The 19,493-nt window shown below is 28.1% G+C and carries 20 protein-coding genes; 11 read left to right on the top strand and 9 right to left on the bottom strand.

Features of this window, described 5'->3' with window-relative positions; translation table 11 throughout:
- Positions 1–32 precede the first annotated feature (32 nt).
- From JOC62_RS10135 to JOC62_RS10155, 5 genes are all read right to left on the bottom strand, one after another.
- Positions 33–749 (bottom strand): LrgB family protein, encoded by a 717-nt coding sequence (locus JOC62_RS10135; protein WP_204595153.1) that lies wholly within the window; start codon positions 747–749, stop codon positions 33–35.
- A complete protein-coding gene (locus JOC62_RS10140; RefSeq protein WP_204595154.1) occupies positions 733–1,119 on the bottom strand; it encodes a CidA/LrgA family protein in 387 nt (128 codons plus the stop codon). The genes JOC62_RS10135 and JOC62_RS10140 overlap by 17 nt, the downstream gene beginning before the upstream one ends.
- A gap of 173 nt (positions 1,120–1,292) precedes the next feature.
- Positions 1,293–2,078 (bottom strand): ABC transporter permease subunit, encoded by a 786-nt coding sequence (locus JOC62_RS10145; protein ID WP_204595213.1) that lies wholly within the window; start codon positions 2,076–2,078, stop codon positions 1,293–1,295.
- Positions 2,071–2,838: an ABC transporter ATP-binding protein gene (locus JOC62_RS10150; RefSeq protein ID WP_204595155.1), complete on the bottom strand. Its 768-nt coding sequence runs from the start codon at positions 2,836–2,838 to the stop codon at positions 2,071–2,073. Before JOC62_RS10150 ends, JOC62_RS10145 begins: the two co-directional genes overlap by 8 nt.
- A gap of 104 nt (positions 2,839–2,942) precedes the next feature.
- On the bottom strand, positions 2,943–3,962 hold the full coding sequence (locus JOC62_RS10155) for an ABC transporter substrate-binding protein (RefSeq protein ID WP_204595156.1): 1,020 nt from the start codon (positions 3,960–3,962) through the stop codon (positions 2,943–2,945).
- 305 nt (positions 3,963–4,267) lie between these two features.
- Between JOC62_RS10155 and JOC62_RS10160 the strand changes: the two genes are divergently transcribed.
- Positions 4,268–4,603 carry a PadR family transcriptional regulator gene (locus JOC62_RS10160; RefSeq protein WP_204595157.1) on the top strand — a complete coding sequence of 112 codons (336 nt, stop codon included), beginning with the start codon at positions 4,268–4,270 and terminating at the stop codon, positions 4,601–4,603.
- Positions 4,604–4,605: 2 nt separating this feature from the next.
- Entirely contained in the window at positions 4,606–5,559 is a 954-nt protein-coding gene (locus JOC62_RS10165) for a permease prefix domain 1-containing protein (protein ID WP_204595158.1), read from the top strand.
- A gap of 93 nt (positions 5,560–5,652) precedes the next feature.
- Here JOC62_RS10165 and JOC62_RS10170 read toward each other — a convergent pair whose 3' ends face one another.
- On the bottom strand, positions 5,653–6,624 hold the full coding sequence (locus JOC62_RS10170; protein ID WP_204595159.1) for an acyltransferase family protein: 972 nt from the start codon (positions 6,622–6,624) through the stop codon (positions 5,653–5,655).
- A 161-nt stretch (positions 6,625–6,785) separates the two neighbouring features.
- Here JOC62_RS10170 and ppaX point away from each other — a divergent pair, with 161 nt between their 5' ends.
- The 3 genes from ppaX to JOC62_RS10185 are packed head-to-tail and all read left to right on the top strand — an operon-like array spanning position 6,786 to position 8,555.
- Positions 6,786–7,421 carry a pyrophosphatase PpaX gene (gene ppaX / locus JOC62_RS10175; protein ID WP_204595160.1) on the top strand — a complete coding sequence of 212 codons (636 nt, stop codon included), beginning with the start codon at positions 6,786–6,788 and terminating at the stop codon, positions 7,419–7,421.
- Positions 7,422–7,443: 22 nt separating this feature from the next.
- Positions 7,444–7,782, top strand: a complete 339-nt coding sequence (locus JOC62_RS10180) for an arsenate reductase family protein (RefSeq protein WP_204595161.1) — start codon at positions 7,444–7,446, stop codon at positions 7,780–7,782.
- 8 nt (positions 7,783–7,790) lie between these two features.
- Positions 7,791–8,555, top strand: a complete 765-nt coding sequence (locus JOC62_RS10185; RefSeq protein ID WP_204595162.1) for a flavin reductase family protein — start codon at positions 7,791–7,793, stop codon at positions 8,553–8,555.
- A 48-nt stretch (positions 8,556–8,603) separates the two neighbouring features.
- On the opposite strand, the gene JOC62_RS10190 is transcribed toward JOC62_RS10185, so the two are convergent.
- A complete protein-coding gene (locus tag JOC62_RS10190; RefSeq protein WP_204595163.1) occupies positions 8,604–9,911 on the bottom strand; it encodes a D-alanyl-D-alanine carboxypeptidase family protein in 1,308 nt (435 codons plus the stop codon).
- Positions 9,912–10,151: 240 nt separating this feature from the next.
- On the opposite strand from JOC62_RS10190, the gene JOC62_RS10195 reads away from it, so the two are divergent.
- Positions 10,152–10,835, top strand: coding sequence for a polysaccharide deacetylase family protein (locus JOC62_RS10195; protein WP_341534805.1), 684 nt, complete (start codon positions 10,152–10,154; stop codon positions 10,833–10,835).
- A 46-nt stretch (positions 10,836–10,881) separates the two neighbouring features.
- Here JOC62_RS10195 and JOC62_RS10200 read toward each other — a convergent pair whose 3' ends face one another.
- The gene (locus tag JOC62_RS10200) at positions 10,882–11,613 is read right to left on the bottom strand and encodes a type 1 glutamine amidotransferase (RefSeq protein ID WP_204595164.1); all 732 of its coding nucleotides are present in this window, start codon (positions 11,611–11,613) and stop codon (positions 10,882–10,884) included.
- 14 nt (positions 11,614–11,627) lie between these two features.
- A complete protein-coding gene (locus JOC62_RS10205; protein WP_204595165.1) occupies positions 11,628–12,986 on the bottom strand; it encodes a MurT ligase domain-containing protein in 1,359 nt (452 codons plus the stop codon).
- 267 nt (positions 12,987–13,253) lie between these two features.
- Between JOC62_RS10205 and JOC62_RS10210 the strand changes: the two genes are divergently transcribed.
- From JOC62_RS10210 to JOC62_RS10230, 5 genes are all read left to right on the top strand, one after another.
- A complete protein-coding gene (locus JOC62_RS10210) occupies positions 13,254–14,975 on the top strand; it encodes a tetratricopeptide repeat protein (RefSeq protein ID WP_204595166.1) in 1,722 nt (573 codons plus the stop codon).
- A gap of 35 nt (positions 14,976–15,010) precedes the next feature.
- A complete protein-coding gene (locus tag JOC62_RS10215; protein ID WP_204595167.1) occupies positions 15,011–15,988 on the top strand; it encodes a type I phosphomannose isomerase catalytic subunit in 978 nt (325 codons plus the stop codon).
- A gap of 152 nt (positions 15,989–16,140) precedes the next feature.
- Positions 16,141–17,001, top strand: coding sequence for an undecaprenyl-diphosphate phosphatase (locus JOC62_RS10220; RefSeq protein WP_204595168.1), 861 nt, complete (start codon positions 16,141–16,143; stop codon positions 16,999–17,001).
- A 322-nt stretch (positions 17,002–17,323) separates the two neighbouring features.
- Positions 17,324–18,424 (top strand): 6-phosphofructokinase, encoded by a 1,101-nt coding sequence (locus JOC62_RS10225; protein WP_204595169.1) that lies wholly within the window; start codon positions 17,324–17,326, stop codon positions 18,422–18,424.
- Between the two features lie 146 nt (positions 18,425–18,570).
- A complete protein-coding gene (locus JOC62_RS10230; protein WP_204595170.1) occupies positions 18,571–19,350 on the top strand; it encodes a serine hydrolase in 780 nt (259 codons plus the stop codon).
- Positions 19,351–19,493 lie beyond the last annotated feature (143 nt).

Genomic DNA, 19,493 nt, shown 5'->3' on the forward strand with positions numbered 1-19,493 from the left:
AATAATGCTTAGATAAATGCTGAAAATAAATTCTAATGTACAAATAATCTGTATACAAACATTGCAATATTAAAGGCTAGAGGTGCAATAAATACGGTCATCATACCAGCTATACCTATTGAAAGTGAACTCATAGCGCCTTCAGTTTCTCCAAGTTCTAATGCTTTTGTAGTTCCAACAGCATGTGATGCTGTTCCTAGAGAAATACCAATTGCAATTCTATTTGTTATTCTACATATTCTACATATTGTAGGTCCAATTATTGCACCAATTATTCCAGATAAAATAATCGCAAGTACAGTAACTGGAACTATACCGTTAAATTCTTTACTTATAGCAATACCTATTGGAGTTGTTACAGACTTAGGCATTAATGATACTATCATTGATATATTAAGACCTAATGAATGGGATAAAAGTATAATTGAAAAAATTCCAATTAATGTTCCAAAAAATATTCCAATAAAAATAGCTATTGCATTTTTCTTTAGTAATTCTATTTGTTTATAAAGTGGAACTGCTAGAACGACTGTTGCAGGTCCAAGGAACATATTTATAAATTGTGCTCCTTCATTATAAGTATCAAAATTTACGTGGAATGCAGTTAAAACTGCAATTACAATAACTATTGCTATAAGTAAGGGATTAAATAGCGGTATATTTGTTTTTTTATAGATAAATAATCCAATCTCAAATGCAATAAGAGAAAGAACTATGCTAAAAAATATATTGCTAGTTATTACACTCATCTTCTTCAGTTCCTTTCTTTTTTTTATTTAACAGGTTAACAATAAATTGTACAATTAAACCAGTTGAGGCAATAATAACTGCCGTAGTAATTACACACACTACTAGTATCTGAATAAAGTTTGCTTTTATAACTCCAAGTGAATTCATTAAGCTAACTCCTGCTGGTAAGAAGAAGAAAGCTAAATGATCTAAAAAGAAATTTGTTAGGGTTTCAACTTGGCTAACTTTTATTATTTTAGTACAAAGGCATATTAAAAGTAATAGTAAACCAATAATATTTCCTGGAATAGGAATATGAGTTAAGGCAACTATTACTTCTCCTATTAAATATATTCCGAATATAATAAGTGCTTCTCTGAATAATTTCAAGTCAATCTCTCCTTAGTATCTTTAGTACCTTATAAATGTATCACTTTAGAAGAATTAAGTAAACCAATGGTAAGTCCAAAAAAATAGAGGAATTGTAAATTTGAAGTATCTGCAAATCCTCTATTTTTCTCAATGAAATTGTTATCAAAAAAATTTTTTTAACATATTGTTAATTATTTTTTGATATATTTATCTTCTACTATAGCTACGATTTTATACATTATAAAAGCAATAATGGAAAGTATTACAATACTCATCATTACCATGTTAAGTTGAGAAATCTGTCCACCATAAACTATTAAGAAACCAAGACCTTCTCTAGCTACTAAGAATTCACCCATTATTACACCAACCCAAGATAAACCTACATTTATTTTAAGTGCTGATATTAATACTGGTATAGTGTATGGGTAGATTAGATATCTTAATATTTGGAATTTAGAAGCTTGGAATGTCTTCATGAGTAATAGTTTTTCACTATCTACTTCAGTGAAACCAGTAAGCACGCTTATAATTGTTGTTACAAGTGATATAAGAAGGGCAATAACAATTATAGCCATTGTACCATTTCCAACCCAGAATATAATTATTGGAGCAAGTGCAACTTTTGGAAGTGCATTTAAGACAACTAAATATGGATCTAATACTTTAGAGGTAAAAGGACACCACCATAAAATAATTGCAATAATAGTTCCAATTACAGTACCAAGAAGGAATCCAAGAATTGTTTCGTAACATGTAACTGCAATGTGTCTCCATATAGTTCCATCTGCGATGAAAGTTAAAAGGGAATCAAATATTCTGCTAGGAGAAGAGGTTAAGAATGGATCTATCCATTTAAAATCAGCTGCAACCTCCCATAGACACAGGAAGAAAACTAATATGAAAATTCTAAAAAATGCTACTTTAAATTTATCTCTTTTTAAATTTTTTATATAAAGTTCATGTTCTTTACTTATCACTATCATCAAGCTCCTTCCATAGCAAATTAAAATAATCTTTAAATTCACTTTCTTTTCTCCTATTAAAAGGAGTTAAAGGATCATTTCTGAAAGAAATAGATATTTCCTTTTTTATGATAGCGGGTCTTTTAGTCAGCACAATAACTCTATTTGAAGTTGATATAGCTTCACTTATATCATGTGTTACCATAATAGCAGTTTTACCTTCGAGTTTTATTATTTCATGAATTTCATCACAAACATTGAGTCTAGTTTGGTAGTCTAATGCTGAAAAAGGTTCATCCAAGAATAAAACTCTAGGATTTAAAGCAAGAGTTCTAATTAGAGCAACTCTTTGACGCATACCACCAGATAATTCACTAGGCTTATGATCTTTAAATTTACTTAAATCATAATTTTCTAATAAATTTTCAACTCTTTTTATATTTTCATCAGTTAGTAATCCTTTAATTTTTAGCCCTAGAGTTACATTATTCCAAACTGTGGTCCAATCAAAGAGATGATCCTTTTGAAACATGTATCCTATTTTATCTAGATTGGCCTTTATAGGTTCATTGTTATATGTGACAGTACCACTTGACTGTGGTAAAAGTCCACTCATAATGTTTAAAAGAGTAGATTTTCCACAGCCAGAAGGACCAAGAATACTTAAGAAATCTTTATCATCTACAGCAAAAGTAATATCTTTTATAGCTTCAGTTTCTCCTTTAAGAGAGTGATATTTCATTGTTATATTATTAATATTTAATAGAGCCAAAATAATTTCACCACCTTTAATTTAAGAGATATGTAAAATATTGTATATTATTTATGCAATAAGAGAGTTGTTCCATATAAAGAACAACCCCTTAAAATTAAAAGTTATTTTTCAGAAGTGATTTTTTCTGCAAATTCATTATTAACTATATCAGCAAAAGGTGGTCTTGCTGGTATTAAAGAAGAGTCATAATCAGTTATTATATCCATAAGATGATTTAAGCCATCTTCACTTAAAGTTGGATTATCTGCAATAGCATCAATTTTTTTATAGTTATCGATAACTGAAATAATGATATCTTTATCAGTTCCAGGGAAGAAGGATGATATTGAATCAGCTACTTCGCTAGATGTATGATCTTTAAACCATAATTGTCCTTTATATATAGCTCGTGTAAACTTCTCTATTACATCTTTATTATCATTCATATAAGATTTTGTTGAAAAGAAACAAGTGTAAGGCATTTCACCAGAAGATTCTCCTATAGAAGCAACTATACTTCCACTACCTTCTTTTTCAAGCATTGAAGCTGTAGGTTCAAATAATGATACGTAATCAGCAGTGCCAGCTTTAAAAGCGCCAGCAGTTGCAGTAAAGTCTAAGTTTGTTACCATGTTAACATCTTTCTTTGGAACGATATTATTTTTATTTAAAACATATTCTAGAGCCATTTCAGGAACTCCACCAGGTCGTCCACCTATTATGTCTTTACCTTTTAAAGATGACCACTTAAAGTTTTCATCTTTTTCCCTTCCCACTAAGAAAGAGCCATCCCTTTTAGTAAGTTGCGTGAATAATACAGGGTAATCATCTCGGCCTTGGTTATAAATATAGATAACTTGTTCAGGTCCACAAAAACCTATATCTGCATTATTAGATAATACATTTTGCATGACCTTATCTGCACCTTGACCTGTAGATAGATCTATATTTATACCTTCTTCCTCAAAGAATCTTTCGTTTATTGCAACATACATTGGTGCATAGAAGACAGAACGAACAACTTCATTAAGTCTTATAGTTTTTAGACTAGAAGTATCATCCTCTTTTTTACATCCAACAAAGCACATACATACAGAAAAAATTATAGTAAGTAAAATGGCTAATTTAGATTTCCTTTTCATAAAATATCCCTTCTAACAAAATAATTAATTATGCTTTATAGTATGACAAAAAGTGATATATTGTTAAATTAATAAAGATTTAAAATCTATACAAATCAATTTTAAAAATCTAAAGTTTTATATATTTTTTGAATATAGAAACTTAAATTCATTATGGTAAATTAAATTCAAAGTTTATATAAAACCTATTGTTAATTAATTCCTTTAATTTTAAAAAAGTACTTGATATTATAAAGTAGTATCTTATATAATAAATACAAGTACTTAATAATATAAAGTAATTTATAAAAGAGAGGAGGATAAGTATGGAGTTTGGGAAGGAAGTTTTAAAAGGATATATTGATTCAATTGTTTTATCAGTATTATATAAAGAGGATATGTATGGATATTTGATTTTAAAGAAGATAAAAGAAATATCCAAAAATGAGTTTGAAATAAAAGAAGCTACACTTTATGTATCACTAAAGAGGCTTGAAACACGTGGATATCTTAAAGGATATTGGAATGATAATTCAGGAACTAGTGGGGGACGGAGAAGGTATTATTCTATAACAGATGAAGGAAAAGAAATATTTAATAAGAATTCTAATGAATGGAATGTTTTAAAAGAGATTATAAATAATTTTATGAGAGGTAAATAAGTATGGGAAGAATTGAGGAATATATTGAGAGAATATATAGTGGTGTTAATAAAAATAATGAGGAAACAGAAATTTTAAAAGAGGAAATGAAATTTCATTTATATGATAAAGTTTCTGATCTGATGGAAGATGGCTACACAGAAGAAGAGAGTATAAACATTGCTATAGAAAAATTTGGAGATGAAAATAGTATTTCAAATGATGTAAAGTCACTTATAACTAATCAAACTAGATATACTAATATTTTGTTTAAAGTAAGTATAATAGTATTTGTTGTGGGTTGTCTTTTAAAATTAGGCGGAGTTATCTCAGAAAATAGATTTATGGATTTATGGGATGAAAATAGAGCACGAGTTTCTGGTGATATACTAAACAAAATTGCAGATACTTTAGAGGGAAAAGAAGAAATTACAGGAAAAGAGAAAGATGCTTTTGATCATATACTAAATGAGTATAATGATAGATATGAAAATGGACTTTATAATATTAAAGTATTAAAAGATAGTATACCTATGTATGAATACAATAGAGAAGTGTCTCCTGAATTAATAAAAAACGGATCAGAAAGTATAAGTGGTAGAGGAAATAATGGATGGACGATTAGTAGTAAGCAAACAGACTTAGACAGTTATAGAGGTAGTAAAATCACAGATGAGAGATATGATATTAAAAATATTACAAATTCACTACATTTTAATTTGAATAATATAGGATTTTTATTAATAACTTTATCATGGATTCTTATAGTTATGTATTATACGCAAAAAGCTATACTTGATAATAATTTAAATAAATCCAAGATATTAATACTCTCATTAGAAACTATAATTATTTTTGCATCATTTGTATCTGATAAAGATATAATAGTTCCAGTTATAGCATTCTTTTTAATCTTAAACTACAGCTATCCTAGGATTTTAAATAGAATTAATAGAAAGAAAGTAATATTTTCATAATATAAAATTTAATAAAAGATCTTATTATGATATATAACATAATAAGATAAAGTAGTAGAAAAAGCATTATTAAAATATATTAAAAAGGCAATATCATTTGATAGTGCCTTTTTTTAGTACATAGGATGTTTTTATCTTTAAAAATATTACAGTACATAAAATAGTGACCCAAATTATAAGTAGTTCAGATAATATTAGCCCAAATAAATTATTATATCTTGTAAATCCTAAAGTTATCAATATATAACTTATACCTCCATGAAGAAGATATAGAACCAATGAATTTCTTCCAAGTGATGAAAAGATTGTTTTAAAGTTTGGTATAAAGGTTAATATAGATGCACCTAGTACAAAGGAACCTATATAGTGGAATAATCGTATATAAAATGGAAAAGCTAAATTATCATAATAACTAGAGTATGGTGCTGACTCAAATAAAAGCTCTATTTTTATATCATGTGATAATATGTAAAGTATAATGAGCACTAGCGATGATCCAACTAATAGTTTTATCATATGCTTCTTTAAAACATCTATATATTCTTTTTTAAAAACCATTCCAGTTATAAAGAAAGGGAAGAAAAATAATGTTCTTGACATGTTTGCAAGAAGTCCTATAGTATTATCAAATCCAAGCATAAGAGATACAATTATTGACCCAATAATCCACTTTTTCTTATCAGTAACATAGTCAGATAATATATACCAACAAGTTAGTGATAATAGATACCAAAGAGTCCATTGAGAATACATGAGTTCAAATTTATATGAACTATTTCCTAGTAAATATTTATAGAATATTATATATAATAACTGAGCGAAAAAATACAATTTAAAAGTTGATTTAGCTTTTTGAACTGTGGTTCTTTTACTAAGCTTAGAAAAATATCCAGATACAAATGTAAACATAGGCATATGAAACATATATAAAAATAATATAAAATAATGTGTATCTATATTTTGCGGACTAGCAAGTTCAAGAGAATTACCTATTATAACAAATAAAATAAGTAAACCTTTTAATGTATCAAAATAGAAATCCCTATTTCTTTGTTGTGTTTCCATGATAAACCTCCAGTTGATAATTGTTCTATTTAGAAATATAGCATAATTAGATATTTAATACAATTGGTATTGATTGAATCTTTATCAATATTTAAAGTTAGTAATAAAGAATTATTTTTGATATAATAACCATTATAAATAAAGAGAGGGGATAGGATAAAGTGATAAAAGCAGTTTTATTTGATTTAGATGGAACTTTATTAAATACTAACGAATTAATATATAAATCTTTTAAGCATACATTTAAAGAGGGGTTAGGACTTACACCTTCAAAAAGTGAAATAACATCACATTATGGACAGCCGTTACCATATACTTTTAAAATGTATACTGAAAATGAAGATAAAATTCAAAGTTTAATAAATAGATATAGAAAATATAATGAAGAATTTCATGATAATATGTGTTTCACTTTTAAAGGCGTAGATACACTTTTAGAAGAACTTAAAAATAGAGGTATAAAAATGGGAGTAGTTACTTCTAAAAGAGGTGAGATGGCAAGAAGAGGAATGGAAATAGCTAATATAACAAAATATATGGATATAATAGTTACTCCAGAATGTACAGAAAAACATAAGCCAAGTGGAGAACCTGCAATATATGCGTGTAATCATTTAGGAGTAAAGCCTGAGGAAACAATAATGGTAGGAGATAGCCATTTTGATTTATTATGTGGCATAGAAGCTGGATGTAAAACTTGTGGAGTTAGATATACAGAATTAGATATAAAGAGATTAGAGGAATTAAAGCCAGATTATTTTATAGATTCTCCAGAAGAAATATTAGAATTATTATAAATTAGAAAGAGGAATTAAAGTTTTGAACATACAGATATTTGGAAGCAAAAAATGCTTTGATACAAAAAAGGCAGAAAGATATTTTAAGGAAAGAAAAATAAAATATTCACTTATTGATATGAAGGAAAAAGGAATAAGTAAGGGTGAATTAAATAATGTAAGCAGAGCAATACCTGTAAATGAATTAATTAATGAAAAAGGTAAGGGATATAAGGCTTCAAATTTAGATAAAATAAGAAGTAGCGAAATGAAACTTGAAGTTTTATTAAAGAATCAAAGTTTAATAAAAACACCTATAGTTAGAAATGGAAAGTCAGCAACTATAGGATATAAACCAGAAATCTGGAATGAATGGGAGTAATAGAACATATGAAAAAAAGAGATTTTAAAGGAAGTGTAGTTTTAAATCCAGTTCCAGTAGTTTTAATTACATCAAGAAATAAAGAAGGAAAAGAAAATGTATTTACTGTAGGTTGGACTGGAACAGTATGCACAAGGCCCCCTATGTTATCTATATCAGTAAGACCAGAGAGGTTATCTTATGATTATATAAAAGAATCAATGGAATTTGTAGTTAATATTCCTCATGCGGGAATGACAAAAGAAGTAGATTTTTGTGGAGTTAGAAGTGGTAAAAAATTAGATAAGATAAAAGAAATGAATTTTACTATGAAAGAATGCGACAATATAAATGCATCTTATATTGAAGAGTGTCCAATAAATATTGAATGTAGAGTAAAGCAAATAATTTCCCTTGGCAGTCATGATATGTTCATTGCAGATGTTTTAAGTTCTCATATAAATGAGGAACTTATAGATGAAAATGGAAAGATACATTTTGAAAAAGGTGATTTAATAGCTTATTGCCATGGCGAATATTATAAATTACCTAGAATTTCAATTGGATGCTTTGGATATTCAATTATGAAGAAAAAAGAATCAAGGGCAATTAAGGAAAACAAGAGTAGTAAAGATTTAAAAGAAGGCAAGAAAACTGATGTTTTAGATAAAAAAACAAAATATAAGAGTAAATCAAAAGATAAAAATAATAACATAGAAAATAAAAAGTTTAGAGGAAAATCTTCTAAAAATAATAAAAAGTCTATAAGTAAAAAAAGTAAAAAGAGAAAATAAAAAGAGAGGAATTAAAGTCCTCTCTTTTATTAATACTTAAGTTATAAATTAATATCTTTTATAACTTCCGTAACTTCTTCTGTAACGGCTCTTGCGGTAACGTCTTTTGTTAATGAATCTTATAATAAATATTATTATAAGGATTATTATAACAATAGCTAAAATTATACCTAAGTAAGCAAATACGTTTGCTTTAAATAATTGACCAATTGATACTCCTATGTTTCCAGTTAAAGCTGCATGATATTCTTTAACAGAAAGATTAAGATTAACATCATTATTTGCAGCTACAGACCATGCATCTTTATTTTCAGGATTAAATGTTATTTCAGCATTTTTATCATTAAATGTATTTTTATAAAGCATAGCATCTTCTGATAGTGTTACAGGTACTTCGATTGTCTTTGTAGGACCAAAGAATTTAAACATTTTATAGTCTAAAGTAACATTCTTTATAGAATCACCAGCTTTTTCAAATACTGCTGGTTTTGCAGCGTAGCTATAATCCATTATTTTATCCATGTCAGCATATCTAGTTGAGTCATCAGCACTAACAGCTGAATTTAATACAACACCAATAATATCTCTGCCATTTCTGTTAAAAATAGTAGCTAAGCATTCACCAGCTTGATTAGTTGTACCAGTTTTACCAGCGACATTACCATTTTTACCCAAAGTCTTATTTCTATTTTCTAATTTGACAGTTTTACCACCAATAGTAATAGTAGCTTCTTTAGTTTCCATTACTTCTTTAACCCATGGGTTAGCAAAAGCTGCTTTAGTAAGTATTGCTAAGTCATAAGCTGTAGTATAATGATTTGGGTTATGTAATCCATTTGGTGTTACAAAGTGACTATCTTTCATTCCAAGTTCTTGAGCTTTTTTATTCATAAGCTTTGCAAAGTTTTCTGCATTTCCAGCTACCTTATCAGCTATCATATAAGCTGCATCATTTCCTGAGAACATTAATAAGCCTTTCATTACATCATCAGCAGTCATTGTGTCGCCAACTTTCATAGTAACTCCTGGCCAGTTTGAATGTAATGAATACTGAGGTTGAGCTTTTGCAGACTCAGTAAATTTAATTGTGTCATATTTTTGTGCGTTTTCTGCAAAGATTAATGCAGTTAATAATTTGGTGATACTTGCAGGATATGCCTTTGCATCTGCATTTTTTGAATAAATAACTTCACCAGTTTTTAAATCCATAGTAATTGCATACTTTGCAGTTATACTTGGATCAGATGGTGTTTGTGTATCTGCATATGATTTTACCATTCCTAAAGGAGCTAATAAGTACATAGCAAAAACAAGCACCATTGTTTTTAATAGTATACCTTTCTTAGTTAAACTCATTTCTCCACCTCGTTCTTTTTTTTTGCTATAAAGGACATGCATACAAAAAAGTATAACATTTTACGCAGTTAATAACAATAAACATTACCCAGAAATAGGTACCAAAAATATTACAATATAATTAAATAAAAATTAAGATAGTAGGCAAACTATTAATATGGGGGTGATCTTATAAAAATATTAAAAAAATTAAACTTAATATTAGCAATTATCTTAATTATTACTTTAAATTCAGCTTATATTCAAGGAAACTGCAATAATTCTAAAAAAAAGGTTGTTTATTTAACTTTTGATGATGGACCATCTATTACAAACACAAATAATATTATTGATATCTTAAATAAAAATGGAGTAAAAGGTACTTTTTTTGTAGTTGGAAACAAGGCGGCGGAGAATAAAAATATACTTAAAAAAGCTAGAAATTTAGGAATGTCTATATATCCACATTGTAATGTTCATGATTATGAAAAGATATATAGTAGTACAGATGAATATTTTAAAGATTTAAATTTATGTGAAAATAAAATAAATAATGTACTTAATGAAAAATTAGATTTTAAATTTGTAAGGCTTCCTGGAGGTTCTACTAATAGGGTTGGAAAACAAAGTGTATTAAGTGGAATAAAAAAGGAACTAAAATCTAGGAATGTTATGTATGTTGATTGGAATATTGATTCAGGAGATGCGACAGCTTCCAATGTATCCAGTGAATGCATAAGAAAAAATATTAAAAATAATGCAGGAGCATATAGAGTAGAAGTTGTCTTAATGCATGATGCAGAAGGAAAGAAGAGTACAGTAACCACTTTAGAAAATATTATAAATGAATATAAGCTTATGAATTATGAATTTAAGACTTTAGATAATATCTCAAATGATGATATTCAATATCTAAAAGACGTTAAAGTAATAAACAATAATTAGTTAAAAGAAAGAATCCTATAGATAATTTATCTATAGGATTCTTTCTTTACTTATCTTTCTTTTCAAATCTTTTTGTTATATTAGCTTTAGCTTTAATTTCTAAATCATCATTTAAAGGTTCTAAAGTAACATTTCCATATTTATGATTTAAAGCAAGCTCAAGTAATTTATCTGCAAGTTCAGGGTTTTTTGAAAGTAGTGATCCATGGAAGTAAGTACAAAATGTATTTTTATATACACAACCTTCATTTCCATCTTCACCATTATTACCATATCCTTGAATGCATCTACCAAGAGGTTTTAAATTATTTATATATGTTCTACCTGAATGATTTTCAAAACCAACATAAGTGTGAGAAAATTCATCATTTTGTATGATTGTATCTCCAATAAAACGAGTATCTCCACCTTCGGTATATATATCAAGTATTTTTAGTCCTTCAAGTTTTTCACCATTTGGTGCTCTATAGTAATTACCAAGAAGTTGATATCCACCACATATAGCTAGTAAAACTTTAGAATCTTCTACATATTTAGTTAAATCCTCTTTTTTATTTTTCATTAAATCTTCTGAAACTATTGATTGCTCATAGTCTTGGCCACCACCAAAGAAGACTATATCATAATTATCTCCATCGAATTTATCATTTACAGATATATCAACAACATTAATTTTTATACCACGAGCTTCAGCTCTTGACTTAAGTATTAATATATTTCCTACATCACCATAAACATTTAGTAGATCAGGATAAAGATGACAAATATTTAATTCCATAATACTACCTTCCTTTACCAAAGTTTTTCTATATAGCCTTTTGAGTGAAGGTGTTTTCTATAATTAATCATTGCAGTATAAGTTGCAAGTATATAGATATTTTTATCTTCACATTCTTTAAGTTTATTAGTTAATGCTTCATAATCATCTTCTATTATAAACTTATTAGAATCAAGACCAGCCGTTTTAAGTCTAACTGCCATATCATACATTCTCATACCAGAGATGTATATATCATTTATTGGAAGATTCGGAAGTCTTTCAAATCCAACATCCCAAATCCAAGACACATCTCGTCCATCTGCATAGTTATCGTTTAGCATAAATAAAGCTGAGAATGGCTCTTTATTTAAACATAAAGTATCAATTGCTTGATTATAACCTGCTGGATTTTTTACAAGTATTATTTTAACATTTTTATCATCAATTTTAATAACTTCTTGTCTACCAAAACTTGAATCTTGTTTTCCTAAAGATTTTGCAATTACTTCATCTGATACTCCAAGTTCTTTTGTTATTGAATAAGCGCAAAGTCCATTATATATATTATAAGCTCCAGATTGACTTATTGTAATTGGAGTTCCATTAATGACAACTCTTGAGTATTCAGGTGTAACTTCAATTATTTCATCAACTGCATATTTTAAAGGAGCTCTTTTGTATCCACAGCTAGGACAATAAAAATCTCCTAAATGATTATATGTAATGAAGTTATAACTGTATGGAGATTTACAGAATTTACAGAACTTAGAATCTGCATTTACATCAAGCTTTGTATCTTCTTGAACTGGAACATTAAATCCATAAAACTCTGTAGGATTTTTAATTTCTAGATTACCAAGTAATGATTCATCTCCATTTAAAATAAGTTTTGTTTTGGGAGTTTTAACTACTCCTTCAAGTATCTTTGTAAGTGTTGTATATACTTCGCCATATCTGTCGAGTTGGTCTCTAAATAGATTAGTTACAGTTAAAAGTTCTGGGCTTATGTATTCAGTGATGAATTTAACATTAGCTTCATCAACCTCTATAACTGCATATTTAGAAGTGTTTTTATCTCCAAATTTAAAGTTATCAATAAAACATGACACAATACCAGGGAAAAGGTTTGCCCCTGTATTATTTGTTATTACTTTAAATCCATTTTCTTTAAGTATGTTTGTAATCATACTTGTAGTTGTTGTTTTACCATTTGTACCAGTGATAAGAATAACTTTATATCCCTTAGAAACAGTCTTTAAAATATTTCTATCTAATTTTAAAGCAATTCTTCCTGGGAAAGTACTACCACCTTTTAAAAAGTTTTTTGATATGAAAAGCACTATTTTACTAGAAATAATACTTATAAATGATTTTATATTAATAGTATTCACCACCCTATAGTTAATAAGTATCGACAGTTATCACATAAATAATAACTAGTATAACATAAAATTATATTACATAGAAATACTTTTAAATACAATAAAATTAATATTAATATAAGGAAATAGTCATAGAAAAATACAAAAATAAACTGGCTTTGCAAATAGAATTATATGTAGTTTTATGTAGATTCTTTTATTGGTTTTTGATAAAATGTAAAATATATGAATAAACAATTAAAAGAGAATTAACATTCTAAACTCTTGGGGGTATTTATGAAAGCGTTTAACGATAATTTTAAAGAAAATAAAATTCGGAGTAATAGAAAACAAAATATACAGAGTATCCTAACTCTTATTGGAAGTTTAGTATTTGCATTTCTGATGGCTGTAGGATGTAATGGGCTTTTCGGGGCTGAAGAAGAACTTATATTAGATAAAGAGGATGGAATATATTATTCAGGAAAGTACGATGAAGCATTAAAAGAGTACGAAAAAAAGCAGAAGAGGGAAAAGTGGCCTATTTGGACAATAAAGGAAGCAGAAATATATTCATTAAAAGAAGAGCGTGCACAGTCTAATTCTTTATTAGATAAAGCATATAGAGATAGAAATAAACTAGAAAAGGACAAGGGGATTGATAAATATAAGGAAGAGGACAAGGTTCTTGGGAATTATATCACCTTTACCTATCTTATGAATGGAGATGCTGAAAAGGCAAGACAGTATGGAGAAGATTTTTTAATGAAAGAACAAAATAATAATCCGTTAAGAGAAACTATGACTGTTGTGTATTTAGCTCAAAATAATAAAGACAAAGCAAAAGAAATGGTAAATGGATATAAAGCAGATGATTCCTTTGAATTAGCTAAAAAAGCTGATTTAAATATGATAGTTAATAATTATGAAGAAGGATATAAAAACTTACAAGAATCCTATAATCTTAATAAAAATGATATTAAGATATTAGATGTTATAGAAAACAATGCATATGGAAATCGAGAGGGCGCAATTGAGTATTTAGAAGAGTTATATAAAGAAAATTCATCTAATACTATAACTAAATTAGCATTAGCAAAAACATATTCTATAGAAGAAAAAAATTTAAATAAGAGTTTGGAAATTTTAGATACTTTAAGTGATGAAGAGAAAGATTCCTTACTTTATAACTGCATTCAATTAGAAATAAATAAAAAACAAGTTAAAGATTGTACTGAAATAATAGATAAAATAATAAGTAAATATGAAGATACTTATGGAGCAAATTATATAGCCGGTATGTATTATCTAGAAAATAAAGATTATAAAAAGGCTAGTGATTATGCAATAAAAAGTTCTTTTATAAATAAAGAATATAGTAATATATATGGTTTATTGCTTTCTAATTTGATGCAAAATGAGGGAGATGAAAATATCACAAAGGCTTACTTAAGAAGAGGGCTATATTATTCTCCGTCAAACTGTTTAATAATAGAAAATGTGGCGAATTTTTATGAAAAGGTTGAGCAAAAAATAGATTTAGCGTATGATTATTATAGGTTAGTTTCATATGTAGACGCAGGAAGAATAGAAAATTATTATCATATGGCTAGTATAAACATAATAAAAAATGAGTTAGATAAAGCAATAGATAGCTTAGAAACGGCTGTTAAAATAAATAAATCTAATGATAAATATTTTGCAACACTTGGATATCTTTACTTTAAAGAAGGGGATATGGATAAAGGGATTGAAAATACTAGAAAAGCATATGAGATAAATGAAAGAAATATAGAAGCTTTAAATAATGCTGCAATTTACTATGCTGTATATGAGGACAACATAGAAAGAGCTTATAAAAATATAGCTACAGCTAATGAATTAGTATCAGAATCTGATGATTTTATCAAGAAAGAAATTATAGATAAAAACTATAATAAGTTTAAAATAGGGTATGAGCAATTTGAAGATGACAGATATAGAAAGATAGATTCATCTCAAGTTGAATTAATATATTAAAAAGCACCAATATAGAAAGAAGGAGATTAATTACTATGTATCCAATTAGATTTGAAAACTTATACTATGACAAAATATGGGGAGGCAGAGACCTAGAAAACTTCAGAGATAATATGCCAGATGGATTAATAGGAGAAACTTGGGATATTGCATGTCATAGAAATGGTACTGGAGTTGTTGGAAATGGAGAATTTAAGGGAATGAAGTTTGATGAGCTTATAGAAGAACTAGGTCACAAACTAGTAGGTGATAAGATAGCAACAAATAACTTCCCATTATTAATAAAACTTATAAATGCAAACGATAAGTTATCAGTTCAAGTTCATCCAGGAGATGAATATGCAAGAGTGGCTGATAATGATCTTGGAAAGACTGAAGCTTGGTATGTTGTTGATGCAAAAGAAGGAGCTTCACTTATAGTTGGAACAAAGAATTGTGATAAGAAAACTTTTGAAGAAGCTATTAAAAAAGGAGATTTAACTCCATATTTAAATCAAATACCTGTAAAAAGAGGAGATATGTTTTATGTAAAAAGTGGATTAGTTCATGCCATCTGTGAAGGTGTTGTAATTGCAGAAATACAACAAAATAGTGATACTACTTATAGAGTATATGATTATGGAAGAGGAAGAGAAATACATGTAGAAAAAGCACTAGATGTTATTGATTTCTCATTAAAGGGAGAAAATATAAAGGGAATTACAATTCATGAAGATGGATATGATAAAACAGTTCTTTGCATTGGAGAGTATTTTGCAATAGAAAAATATGAAATAAAAGAAAGTGCAAAAGAAGAAAGTGATAGAGATAGATTCTATCTATTTACTTGTGTTGAAGGAAATGGAGAAATAGTTTGGGATAAGGGATCATTAGAAGTTAAGATGGGAGACAGTATACTTATTCCAGCATACCTTGGAGCGTATGAGCTTAAGGGAGAATTTACACTTCTTAAGAGCTTTGTACCAGATGTTGAAGAAGAAAAGAAAAAGATATTAGCTCCAGTTTTAAAATAATATATATAAAATAATATATAAGGAGACTTTATTTTACTAAAGTCTCCTTATTTTCTTAAATTTTACTTAATTAATTGGATAATGTAGACAAGGTGTCACAATATACTTATAATTAAAAAGTCAATAATATTTTTGAAAGTGAGTGAGAATTAGTGGGAATAGATTTACTATTAATACTTAAAGCAATAATTATTGCTATAGTAGAAGGTCTTACAGAATTTGTTCCGGTATCATCGACAGGGCATATGATACTAGTAGGAAATCTAATTGATTTTACTGGTGAATTTGCAAATATGTTTGAAGTTGTTATACAACTTGGAGCAATTTTAGCAGTCGTTGTATTATTCTGGAAAAAAATTAGTACAAGTGTAGTAGAATTCTTTAAATTTATATTTACAAAGGGAAGAGAAGGAGAAACTGGTTTCAGATTCGGGATTAATGTAATAGTTGGTTCAATACCAGCACTTATAGTTGGTCTAGCTCTTCATGATAAAATTAAGTCTTTATTTACACCAAGGGCTGTTATATATGGATTTATAGTTGGTGGTATTCTATTAATAGTTATAGAGAATACTTATAGAAAAAGAAGACCTAAGGCAAATGATATAGACAAGATTACAGCTAAAGAAGCATTAATAGTTGGTGTGGCTCAATGTTTTGCTATGTGGCCTGGAATGTCAAGAAGTGCTTCTACTATAATGGGTGGTTGGATAGCAGGTCTTTCAACTCCAATTGCAGCAGAATTTTCATTCTTCTTAGCAATACCAGCTATGGTTGGGTCAAGTGGTCTCGATATGTTGAAATTTGACTATTCACAAATGGATTCAACAAAATGGATAGCATTAGCAGTTGGATTTGTGGTAGCATTTATAGTTTCATTAATAGTAATGGATAAGTTTATAAGTTACTTAAAGAAGAAACCAATGAGAGTATTTGCAGTATACAGAATAATAGTAGGTGTAATACTTGCTGTATTAGTATTTGCAGGTTTTATGACTTTACCACCTTTATAGGTTAAAGAGTTTAGCTAATAAGTATTAGCTAAACTTTTTTTATAGACATAATAAATTAAAATAAATAATATATTTATACGAAGTAAGCTTAAAATACAATTTATTAATAATATGGTAAAATATGCTTTATAAAATTGATAAGTTATGGTAATATAAAAAAAAGAAATAGTTTACTTTTAATGTTAATATTGAAAACAATTGCATCGAGTGTTGTACAAAGGTTAGGAGAGAAAAAGATTAAATTTTTTTGTTTGAAGTTGTCAGAAAATAAAGAAAATTTAATCGAGAATGTCTATAAAATGGGTAGAGGGGGATTTGTGAAATGACAAAAGGAGTTAAAAAAATAGCTTTATTAACTGGAGGAGGAGATTGTCCTGGTTTAAATGCTGTAATTAGAGCAGTAACTAGAACTGCAATTTTAAATTATGGTTATGAAGTTATAGGTTATAAATTTGGTTATCGTGGGTTATATAGCAATGATTTTATACCATTAACATTAGAATCAGTATCTGGAATACTTCATAGAGGAGGTACAATATTATATAGTTCAAATAAGGACAATCTTTTTGATTATAGTATTGAAGAAGATGGAGTAATTGTAAAGAAAGATGTCTCAGATGTAGCAGTTGAGAATCTTAAAAAAGAAGGAGTAGATGTATTAGTAGTTATAGGAGGGGATGGTACACTAACCTCAGCTAGAGATTTTTCACGAAAAGGTATAAAAGTTATAGGTGTTCCAAAGACTATAGATAATGATTTAGCATCGACTGATGTTACATTTGGATTTAATACTGCAATAGATGTAGCAACAGATGCTTTAGATAGACTTCATACAACAGCAGAATCACATCATAGAATTATGCTCTGTGAAGTTATGGGAAGAGGGGCTGGCTGGATTGCATTAGAATCTGGAATAGCAGGTTCAGCTGATGTAATTTTATTACCAGAGATTCCATATGATATTAATAAGATAGTAGACAAAATTAATGAAAGAAAAGCCGAAGGTAAACTATTCACAATCATAGTAGTTGCTGAAGGTGCAAAAGCAAAGGATGGAGAAGTTGTAGTTTCTAAGATTGTAGCTGATAGTCCAGATCCTATAAGGCTTGGTGGAATTGGAAATAAATTGGCTGATGATTTAGAAAAGATAATAAAAGATCATGAAGTAAGGTGTACTGTTCTTGGGCATATTCAAAGAGGGGGTAATACTTCAACTTTTGATAGAATTTTATCGACAAGATATGGAGTAGCTGCAGTTGAAATGATTAATGAAGGCTTATTTGGTAATATGGTATGCTTAAAGGGGGATGAAATAACTTACGATAGCTTAGAAAATGTAATAGGTCAAAAAACTAAACAAGTTGATCCAAGTTGTGAATTAGTTACAATTGCTAAAAAAATAGGAATCTCATTTGGAGATTAGTTAAAGGTATTTAAAGGATTTAGCATGTCGCTAAATCCTTTAATTTTAATATTGATATAATTATAGATGGTTCAAAAATATATGGTAATATGTTATAATTTTATTAACAATTGGGACAGATTTAAATTTTAAAGCTGGAGGGTATTATGAAAGAGATTAAAAAATATTTAGAATCAAGAATTGGTACTTATAGTTTCTTCTTTGAAGATTTAGAAAGTGGATTTGTTTACGGTTACAATGAAAACGTTCAGATGGTTTCAGCTGGATGTATGAAGTTACCTATAGCAGTTTCTTTAATAAAAGATGTTGAAAGAGGAACTACATCTTTTATGGATAAAATAAAGATAGAAGGCTCAGATAAAGTTTATGGAACGGGTATAATTCATGAATTTAACTCTAGAGATTATACTGTATTTGAACTTTTAGTTGCTATGCTTATTCAAAGTGATAATACAGCAGCAAACAAAATTATTGATATTGTTGGAATAGATCAAATAAATAAAGATATCAAAGAAATGGGTTTGAAAAATACCGTCCTAAATAGAAAAACAACTGATGAAAGAAAGGGAAAATCAGATATAGAAAATTTAACATCAGCTAGAGATTTATCAAAGATGTGGAAGCATTTATACGAAGGAACTTTTCTAAGTAAGGAAAATAGTACAATGTTAATAGATATTCTAAGGAGACAGCAGATTAAGAATAAATTAGCACTTTATATACCAGATGATTTAAAATATGAAATTTCAAGTAAGACTGGAGATAAAACAGGAGTCGAAAATGATACAGCACTAATTCAGCTTTCAAAAGGAACATTTGCATTTACAGTTCTTTCGATGTCAATTCCAAATAGTGTTTATGGAACTGTAACATTAGCTAAATGTGGTAAGATGATGTGGGATAATGTGATGAATAATTGGAATTAACCTCTGAATATCAGTGTTTAAGGCATTCTTAAATTTGAAAAATAGCTAAAAAGGCGATTCATCAAAAATTCGGCAAAAATTTAAAATAAATTAGATATTAATTCAGCTGCTTTATTATACATTTAATCTGTTATATGTGAATA

The organism is Clostridium sardiniense (assembly GCF_016907995.1).
Taxonomy (GTDB): domain Bacteria; phylum Bacillota; class Clostridia; order Clostridiales; family Clostridiaceae; genus Clostridium; species Clostridium sardiniense.

Excerpts from the sequence above, each read along its gene's own strand:
- JOC62_RS10135 (WP_204595153.1), bottom strand. The coding sequence starts at position 749 with ATGAGTGTAATAACTAGCAATATATTTTTTAGCATAGTTCTTTCTCTT.
- JOC62_RS10155 (WP_204595156.1), bottom strand. The coding sequence starts at position 3,962 with ATGAAAAGGAAATCTAAATTAGCCATTTTACTTACTATAATTTTTTCT.
- JOC62_RS10160 (WP_204595157.1), top strand. The coding sequence starts at position 4,268 with ATGGAGTTTGGGAAGGAAGTTTTAAAAGGATATATTGATTCAATTGTT.
- JOC62_RS10165 (WP_204595158.1), top strand. The coding sequence starts at position 4,606 with ATGGGAAGAATTGAGGAATATATTGAGAGAATATATAGTGGTGTTAAT.
- JOC62_RS10170 (WP_204595159.1), bottom strand. The coding sequence starts at position 6,624 with ATGGAAACACAACAAAGAAATAGGGATTTCTATTTTGATACATTAAAA.
- JOC62_RS10185 (WP_204595162.1), top strand. The coding sequence starts at position 7,791 with ATGAAAAAAAGAGATTTTAAAGGAAGTGTAGTTTTAAATCCAGTTCCA.
- JOC62_RS10190 (WP_204595163.1), bottom strand. The coding sequence starts at position 9,911 with ATGAGTTTAACTAAGAAAGGTATACTATTAAAAACAATGGTGCTTGTT.
- JOC62_RS10200 (WP_204595164.1), bottom strand. The coding sequence starts at position 11,613 with ATGGAATTAAATATTTGTCATCTTTATCCTGATCTACTAAATGTTTAT.
- JOC62_RS10210 (WP_204595166.1), top strand. The coding sequence starts at position 13,254 with ATGAAAGCGTTTAACGATAATTTTAAAGAAAATAAAATTCGGAGTAAT.
- JOC62_RS10215 (WP_204595167.1), top strand. The coding sequence starts at position 15,011 with ATGTATCCAATTAGATTTGAAAACTTATACTATGACAAAATATGGGGA.
- JOC62_RS10225 (WP_204595169.1), top strand. The coding sequence starts at position 17,324 with ATGACAAAAGGAGTTAAAAAAATAGCTTTATTAACTGGAGGAGGAGAT.
- JOC62_RS10230 (WP_204595170.1), top strand. The coding sequence starts at position 18,571 with ATGAAAGAGATTAAAAAATATTTAGAATCAAGAATTGGTACTTATAGT.